General features: G+C 64.3%; 7 protein-coding genes. 5 read left to right on the top strand and 2 right to left on the bottom strand.

From position 1 onward, the window contains the following. The coding region (locus tag AAGI46_13955) for a chlorite dismutase family protein (GenBank protein ID MEM1013310.1) at positions 1 to 524 on the top strand (524 nt) is incomplete at its 5' end. A 12-nt stretch (positions 525 to 536) separates the two neighbouring features. Here the strand turns inward: AAGI46_13955 and AAGI46_13960 are convergent. Then, positions 537 to 2201 (bottom strand): hypothetical protein, encoded by a 1665-nt coding sequence (locus AAGI46_13960; GenBank protein ID MEM1013311.1) that lies wholly within the window; start codon positions 2199 to 2201, stop codon positions 537 to 539. Between AAGI46_13960 and ispD the strand changes: the two genes are divergently transcribed. From ispD to atpD, 3 genes are all read left to right on the top strand, one after another. After that, positions 2200 to 2925: a 2-C-methyl-D-erythritol 4-phosphate cytidylyltransferase gene (gene ispD, locus AAGI46_13965; protein MEM1013312.1), complete on the top strand. Its 726-nt coding sequence runs from the start codon at positions 2200 to 2202 to the stop codon at positions 2923 to 2925. The two genes, AAGI46_13960 and ispD, sit on opposite strands and share 2 nt — an antisense overlap. Before the next feature lie 12 nt (positions 2926 to 2937). Next, positions 2938 to 4113 (top strand): chorismate synthase, encoded by a 1176-nt coding sequence (gene aroC / locus AAGI46_13970; GenBank protein MEM1013313.1) that lies wholly within the window; start codon positions 2938 to 2940, stop codon positions 4111 to 4113. Positions 4114 to 4579: 466 nt separating this feature from the next. Further along, positions 4580 to 6040: a F0F1 ATP synthase subunit beta gene (gene atpD / locus AAGI46_13975; GenBank protein MEM1013314.1), complete on the top strand. Its 1461-nt coding sequence runs from the start codon at positions 4580 to 4582 to the stop codon at positions 6038 to 6040. 67 nt (positions 6041 to 6107) lie between these two features. Here the strand turns inward: atpD and AAGI46_13980 are convergent, their stop codons facing one another. Then, positions 6108 to 7103, bottom strand: coding sequence for an NAD(P)-dependent alcohol dehydrogenase (locus tag AAGI46_13980; protein ID MEM1013315.1), 996 nt, complete (start codon positions 7101 to 7103; stop codon positions 6108 to 6110). 144 nt (positions 7104 to 7247) lie between these two features. Between AAGI46_13980 and AAGI46_13985 the strand changes: the two genes are divergently transcribed. Beyond that, a partial coding sequence (locus AAGI46_13985) for a hypothetical protein (GenBank protein ID MEM1013316.1) occupies positions 7248 to 7740 on the top strand: 493 nt, incomplete at its 3' end.

Genomic DNA, 7740 nt, shown 5'->3' on the forward strand with positions numbered 1-7740 from the left:
AGACCGACACCGACTTCATCGTGTGGCGAATCGCGTACGAGTCGGACGTGCTTCAACGACGCGAGGCGGCGATGAATCGAACGCGGCTCGCGGGCTACCTCACGACCAGCCACCGCTTCCTCGCGATGACCAAGCGAAGCCAGTACATCGATCCGGTTGACCCGTTTCACGACGAGAACAGCCGGGCCAAGATCGTGCCGGGTCGACGGAAGTACCTCTTCGTCTACCCGTTCGTGAAGACCAGGCCGTGGTACCTGATGAGCCAGGAAGACCGGCAGACGGCGATGAGTGAGCACATCCGCGTCGGCACGAAGTACCCGAGCGTCAAGCTCAACACGACCTACAGCTTCGGCCTGGACGACCAGGAGTTCGTCGTCGCCTTCGAGACAGACATCGCGTCCGACTTCCTCGACTTGGTGCAGGAGCTGCGCGAGACCGAGGCGAGCAAGTACACGCTGCGTGACACACCCATGTTCACGTGCGTGCGCACTGAGATGCCGGCGATCCTCGACGAGTTGCTTTGAGCACGGGTGGACTCAGCGTGCCAGTTCACGCCAATCAATTTTCAGGCCGGCGTTGTCGATGGCTTCGACGAACAGCTTGATCTTGTAGAGGGATAGCAGCTCGTCCTGTCGTCGCAGCTGCCTTCGCAGTCCGTCGGGAATGCGACGGGCGACTTTCTTGCGCGACACGGCATCGGTCAGACGCCCGTTTGAAAAGAGGTCTTTGGTAAGCGCGATGGTCGCACGCCGAAGGTGGCGGCTCGGCTGTTCGGGCAGGTCCGAGTCGACGTCTTTGCTGTGCGCAATGCTTGCGAACTGTGGGAACTTGCGCGCCATGAACGCGCCGTAGCGCCTTTGCGTGAGGCGGTCGAGCGGGGCTCGGCCACGCAGGTCGACCAGCCGCCAGTCGACGAATGGGAGCAAGACCTCGGCCGTGCCGAGGTGCTGCTGCCACAGACTCGAGACGTAGTGACGCTGTCGGCCAAAGAGGTTGAAGTCGGCGTACGGGTTGCGGCTGGGGTCGAGCGATGTGATGAAGCTGCGAAGTGCCTCGCGAAGCCGCCTGTCGATCGCTGCCTCGGAGTCATGTCGAAGGAGGTACGACCGGTTGACGCGAAACGCGTGCGAGCGGACGAGCGTCTCGACGATGGTTTCCAGGTCATCCGCCGGATCGGGTCGGCCGTTCACGTCGCGCATGAACCAGCCGCCGATGAAGCCGCTGAGCACGGGCTCGGGTCGATCGCCGACGGCAAGCGTTGCGATGTTTCGGCCGGTCGGGAACCCGCCCGGGCTAATCGCGAACGGCGCGTCGAACGCATCGAGGCTGTGCCCGCCGGACGGAATGACCTCGATGCTCTGACCGGCAACCGCCGCTACCTCTCGTGCAAGCGTGGCTTCAGCCGGGCTCGTTTCGACGTGAATCAACGCGACTTTGCGCGACTGCTGCATCGCCAAGCCGAGCAGGTAACGACTGTCGTAGCCGCCGGAGAGCGGCAGCGTGAAGCTGGGCTCGCCATCCGTGAGGAGCTCAAAGTTCGACACGACGAGGTCGTACATCGCCTCCGCGATCTCATCGGCGTCGAGCAGTGGTTCGGTCGGCGACGGCGGGGCTCGATCGATTGCGACGACATTGCCCTCGTAGTCGAACCACGTAATGGCGTCGCGTTCGAGTCGTGGCACATCGATGAGCAGGCCAGGCGTGAAGTCGAAGTTGAATCGCAACCACGCTGCAATGGACTCGTACCGAACCGCACCGCCCGCAAGACCGCGACGAGCGAGTCCGAGCACGCTGTTTCCAGCGACCATCCGGCCGTCGGAGCGGCCTGCGTACCAAGGGCGAAAGCCAAGGACATCGCTCGCCATTGCAACGCGTCGTGTCGAGTGATCGTCGATCAGCAGCACGTATGAGCCGACGACTTCGCGCAATCGCTCCGGCGTTGCGTCGGCGAGCCATTCAGAAAGCATCTGGTCCGATCGGGCTTTGTCACATGCTGCCCGTCCCCAGACGTAGAGCGACCGGCCGGCGTGGTCGCGGTGGCTCATGACACGCTGCGCTCCGTCGGCGAGGACTTCGAGACGAGGCGCAGGGTCGGTCTCTGCCGCAATCGTGTGTCGCGTCAGGTCCGACGGAATCGGCGCGCCCGGATGGGCGACGAACGCGATGACGTCTGGAATCTGCGGGACGGTTGGCGGCGACATGACAACGGCGAACGAGCAGGCCGGGGCCTTCCTGGTCTTCGGCTATGCTCGGGCTGTGACGTCACAAGCGGCGCTGGCAGGCAGGTTTGGCGTCGTCATCCCGGCGGCAGGCTCGGGCAGTCGTTTTGGTGGTGACAAGCTCTCGCAAAACATTGCCGGAAAATCTGTTATCGAACATGCCGTGGACGCGTTCCGACATCGCGAGGACGTCGGCCTCGTCGTCGTTGTTGGCAAGCTGATCGAGCTTAATCGAGTCTCGTGGTGCCCGGGCGGAGAGACACGCAGCGAGAGCGTCAAGCTCGGGCTGGACCACCTTCGGCAGTTGAGGCCGGACTGCGACTTTGTCGCCGTCCACGACGCGGCCCGACCGGCGGTCTCGCAGAGTCTCGTCGATCGCGTGTTTGATGCCGCCGTCCGGCACGGAGCGGCAGTGCCGGGCCTCGTGCCGACGGACACGATCAAGCGTGTCGAATCCGATCGCATCGTTGAGACTCTTTCACGGCAGAGCCTGCTCGCGGTCCAGACACCCCAGGCGATGCGGGTCGACTGGCTTGTCGATGCCTACGCGAAGCCGACATCGCAAGACGATGTGACCGACGACGTCTCGCTGTTGGAGCTCGCTGGCTACGGCATCATCTGCGTCGAAGGCGACGCGTCGAACGTGAAGCTCACCCACGGCGACGACCTTCAGCGACTCGAACAGGTGCTCGGCCGGCGGACGTAGAGTGCCCGCGTCATGCCGACGCTGAGTTACAGAACCGCGGGAGAATCGCACGGACCTGGCCTCTTCGCGCTCGTCGACGGCATGCCGGCTGGCGTCGAGATCGACAGCGACTTCGTTGACGGCGAGCTCAAGCGACGCCAAGGCGGCTACGGACGCGGCGGGCGACAGAAGATCGAAACCGACAAGGCCGAGTACCTCAGCGGCGTGCGGCTAGGCAAGACGACCGGTGCTCCAGTCCTCCTGGCGGTCAAAAACAAGGACAGCCGGCTCGACGACCTTGAACGAACCCCGCCGCTGTACCGGCCGCGTCCTGGGCATGCCGATCTCGCCGGTGCTGCCAAGTGGCTCACGACCGACTGTCGGGAGACGCTGGAGCGTGCCAGTGCCCGCGAGACGGCCGCGCGTGTGGCAGCCGGTGCGCTGTCGCGGTGTTTGCTCAAGCCGTTCGGCATCGAGGCTTTCGGCTTCGTCCGGGCGGTCGGTCCGGCAACGGGCGAGTTTGAAGTCACGGCCGACAACTGGCACGACATGCTGGCCAGACGCGACGCCAACGACCTCTACTGCCCCGACGAGCAGGCGGCCGCCGAGATGCGGTCGTTCATTCGCGATCAGAAGATGGCCAAGGACACGGCCGGCGGCATCATCGAGACGCATGTGTTTGGCTGTCCGGTTGGCATCGGCAGCAGCATGAACTGGTTCGACAAGCTCGACAGCAGAATCGGCGGGGCGGTCATGGGGATCCAGGCTTTCAAAGGCGTTGAAATCGGCCTCGGGTTCGAGACCGCACGCCGTCCCGGCAGCCAAGTGCACGACGAGATCTTCTTCGACGAAGGCCAGCGTGACACGCCGAGCCTCGGTTACACGCGCGGCAGCAACAACGCGGGCGGGCTGGAAGGCGGCATGACCAACGGCCAGCCGATCGTCGTCCGGGCGGCGATGAAGCCGATCAGCACGCTCGGCAAGCCGTTGCGGTCGATCGACCTGAACACCAAGGAAGCCAGCGAAGCCGGCTGGGAACGCAGCGACGTCTCAGCCATCAGCGCGGCGAGTGTCGTGCTGGAAAACGTTGTCGCATTTGAGGTTGCAGCCGCCTTCGTTGACAAGTTCGGCGGCGACAGCCTGCCTGAGGTCCGGCAGAACTACGACGCCTACTCGACAGAAGCACGCCTGGTGGCTGCTGCTGTCTGATCGACAGAGAAAGTGGGCCCTCGTCACGAATGACGAGGGCCCGAGTGAGCCAGTCGCGTCGGGGGCAGGAGCGACTGGCTGCAAAAGCTTGTGAACCGCCTAAGGCAAACTCCGCCACAGACTTCCCGTGCACTCGTTCCTTGAGCGTCACGCCGACCACCCTCCGAGGTACGAAGACGGTATCTCAATTGGTTCGTTTAGCAAAGTTCAAATCCCCTGGAAAGGTGGCTGGCGGACTTCTCTGGGCGTTGTACTTCCCGAAGTTGAGCCATGCCCAAGTCGCAGAGTGGGCGTTCCGCAAGCGCTTGGCGTCGACCGTGGACGACCTCAAGCCGGGCCTGTCGACGACGTCTTGCAGCGGGTGGAGTGCTGCCGTAATGGCCCTAGAGTCGCCGCCCACGCGACGTGCCGGATGTCCGGCCGCGACACCGCATCCACGCCGGCTCTTGCCACCGGATCACCGCTCATGACCGCCACCGCTACGCCTGATCTGTCCAACCACACCGCCAGCGACACTGGCACGATCGTCCAGGTCATCGGCTCGACCTTCGACGCCGAGTTCGCCGAGGACAAGCTCCCTGCGATCTACAACGCCGTCACCGTCGACTTCGAGCTTGACGGCGAAACCGCGACGCTGACCGGCGAAATCCAACAGCACCTCGGCGGCGGCAAGGTCCGAGCTGTTGCCCTCGGCGGCACGGACGGGCTCAAGCGTGGCATGACCGTCACCGACACCGGCTCGCCCCTGCAGGTGCCCGTCGGCAAGAACACGCTCGGCCGCGTCTTCAACGTGCTTGGTCAGCCGATCGACGAGCGTGGCGACGTCGATGCTGACGGTTTCCGCCCGATCCACCGGGAGCCGCCGGAGTTCAGTGACCTGTCCCCGAAAGCCGAGGTCTTCGAGACCGGCATCAAGGTCGTCGACCTGCTCACGCCGTTCATTCGCGGCGGCAAGGCGGGCCTCTTCGGCGGGGCGGGCCTGGGCAAGACCGTCATCATTCAGGAACTCATCGCCCGCATCGCTCGCCAGCACGGCGGCTACTCGGTGTTTGCGGGCGTCGGTGAGCGGACCCGCGAGGGCACCGACCTCTGGCTCGAAATGCAGGAGGCCGCCATCGGCGACACCGGCAAGAAGGTCATCGACCAGACCGTCATGGTCTTCGGCCAGATGAACGAGCCGCCCGGTGCCCGCCTCCGCGTCGCCCTGTCGGCCCTGACGATGGCCGAGTACTTCCGCGACGAGTCGGGTGCGGACACGCTGCTCTTCATCGACAACATCTTCCGCTTCACGCAGGCGGGCTCCGAGGTGTCGGCCCTGCTCGGCCGCATGCCGAGTGCCGTGGGTTACCAGCCGACGCTCGCCACCGAGATGGGCGAGCTTCAGGAACGGATCACGTCGACCAAGAACGGTGCCATCACCTCGGTGCAGGCCGTCTACGTCCCTGCCGACGACCCGACCGACCCGGCCCCGGCCAATGCGTTCGCCCACCTCGACTCGTTCATCTACCTCGAGCGATCCATCGCCTCCAAGGGCATCTACCCGGCCGTCGACCCGCTGGCATCGAACAGCCGAGCGCTCGACCCGCAGATCGTCGGCGACCGGCACTACGACGTCGCCCGAAAGGTGCAGACGATGCTGCAGCGCTACCGCGACCTTCAGGACATCATCGCCATCCTCGGCGTCGACGAGCTGTCCGAAGAGGACAAGCTGGTCGTGAGCCGTGCCCGCAAGATCGAGCTCTTCTTCAGCCAGCCGTTCTACGTGGCCGAGGTCTTCACCGGCTTCCCTGGCAACTACACGCCGCTGGAAGAGACGGTCAGCTCCTTCGAGCGGATCCTCAACGGCGAGGGCGACTCGAGCGGCGAAGGCAACTTCCGCTACGTCGGCGGCCTCGACGAGGCGATCGAGAAGAGCAAGAAGGCCTGACGCCGCGACATGTACGACGACACAGGCCCGGCCACATCGCCGGGCCTTTTCATTGCCCGGACGATGATCAATTCGGCTCGTTGTGTGGGCGGATCACGACTTTGCCGCGAGCCTGGCCGGCTTCGAGGCAGGCAAGTGCTTCGCCGATCTCGTTCAAGGTAAAGGTCCGATCGACGTGCGGTTGAAGATCACCCGTCTCAAGAAGTCGAACAACACCGGCGAGCGAACCTCGGTCCGGCTTGACGAGAAACGATGTCAACGACTTGTTCCAAAGCGGCCGAGCAATCAGTCCGAAAAGGCCTGCTCGCAGGAACTGATAGCCCGGACTCCCGACAAGCACGCACCGGCCACCCCTTCGGACGCGGTCCAGGTAGTACCTCAAGGACCGACGCGAGTTGGCAATGACAACGGCGTCGAAGTCTTTCGGCAGGTCATCCTCGTAGTGCGTCGTACGGGCGGCTCCGTAGGAAGAGACGTGCTCGACCTTGCCAACACTGCAAACTGCCGTGACGTCGAGACCTTTTGCGACGGCGATTTGAGTGGCCGCGCTTCCCACGCCGCCGCTGGCTCCGTAGACGAGAAGTCTGCGAACGTCCGTGTTCGAGCAAGCCTGATCGACCGCCTGGAGTGCAGTCATGCCAGCCTCGGGAACTGCAGCTGCCATTTCGAATGAGATGCCAGCCGGCATCTTCACAAAAGCCTCCGACGGCTTCACGACGACTTGAGAGAAAGCGCCGAAGCCGAACGTCGACAAGCTACCCATGACCGCATCGCCGACTTGAAGATCAGTCACGCCGTCACCGACTTCCTCAACGATGCCAGCCACGTCGCTTCCGAGGACCGGGTGTTTGGGACGGCGGAGTCCGAAGAACAGACGCACGATGGCGGGTGACGCGCGGAGCAAATGCCAGTCACCCGCGTTGGCACCGGCGGCTTCGACACGAACGCGGACCTCCCCGCGCTGAGGCGATGGCGGCGTGAACGGCTCGATGCGCAGACTGCTCGGCGGTCCGTAGCGGTGAGCGACGACGCGATGCCACGAGTGATTCACAGTGTCATTCAACCACAGGCGTCTTCAGACCGCTGCATCTGACGGGTTCATGGGCCAGCAATCCGCTTCAGCGCCGCTGCGGTGTCGCGATTGCGACGGCAAAACCTTGGCCCTTCCGGTGACGGTCTGGTAAGCTTCTAGAAGACTCGCCCCACCATGAGAGAGACTTGCACCTCAGCCGAAACACTCGAGCCGCGTCGTCTGCTGTCTGGCAGTGGTGAGCAGGTCGGCTACTGGGCGTCGTACGCCGGTGATCAGCCCGACGGGCCGTTGACCGGGCATGTCGTGTACGTCTCGGCCGGGCATGGGTACGCGTACGACAGCGGCTTCAACGCCTGGCGTACGGGGCGGCCACTAGTCAATCGCATGGTCGAGGACATGGGGAACCAGGACCAGCTGCAGTACTACGCCGACTACTTGTGGCGCTCCGGGGCGACAGTCGTACCTCTGAGGCCGGTGGGCGATCAGCACAATGAGGTCATCGTCGACAATGACGACATCGCGGCGAGTCCCGGTGAGGCCGGTGTCACGTTTAGCGGTGGGTGGTCGACCAGCGGCAGCTCCATCTACTACGGCGACCCCGGCGACGTCGCCTACCGCTTCGCCGCGACGAACAGCGTCCAGACGGCGACGGCTTCGTATCGACCGG

The organism is Planctomycetota bacterium (genome assembly GCA_038746835.1).
In the GTDB taxonomy this organism is placed as follows: Bacteria; Planctomycetota; Phycisphaerae; order Tepidisphaerales; family Tepidisphaeraceae; genus JBCDKH01.

Excerpts from the sequence above, each read along its gene's own strand:
- ispD (MEM1013312.1), top strand. The coding sequence starts at position 2,200 with ATGACAACGGCGAACGAGCAGGCCGGGGCCTTCCTGGTCTTCGGCTAT.
- AAGI46_13960 (MEM1013311.1), bottom strand. The coding sequence starts at position 2,201 with ATGTCGCCGCCAACCGTCCCGCAGATTCCAGACGTCATCGCGTTCGTC.
- aroC (MEM1013313.1), top strand. The coding sequence starts at position 2,938 with ATGCCGACGCTGAGTTACAGAACCGCGGGAGAATCGCACGGACCTGGC.
- atpD (MEM1013314.1), top strand. The coding sequence starts at position 4,580 with ATGACCGCCACCGCTACGCCTGATCTGTCCAACCACACCGCCAGCGAC.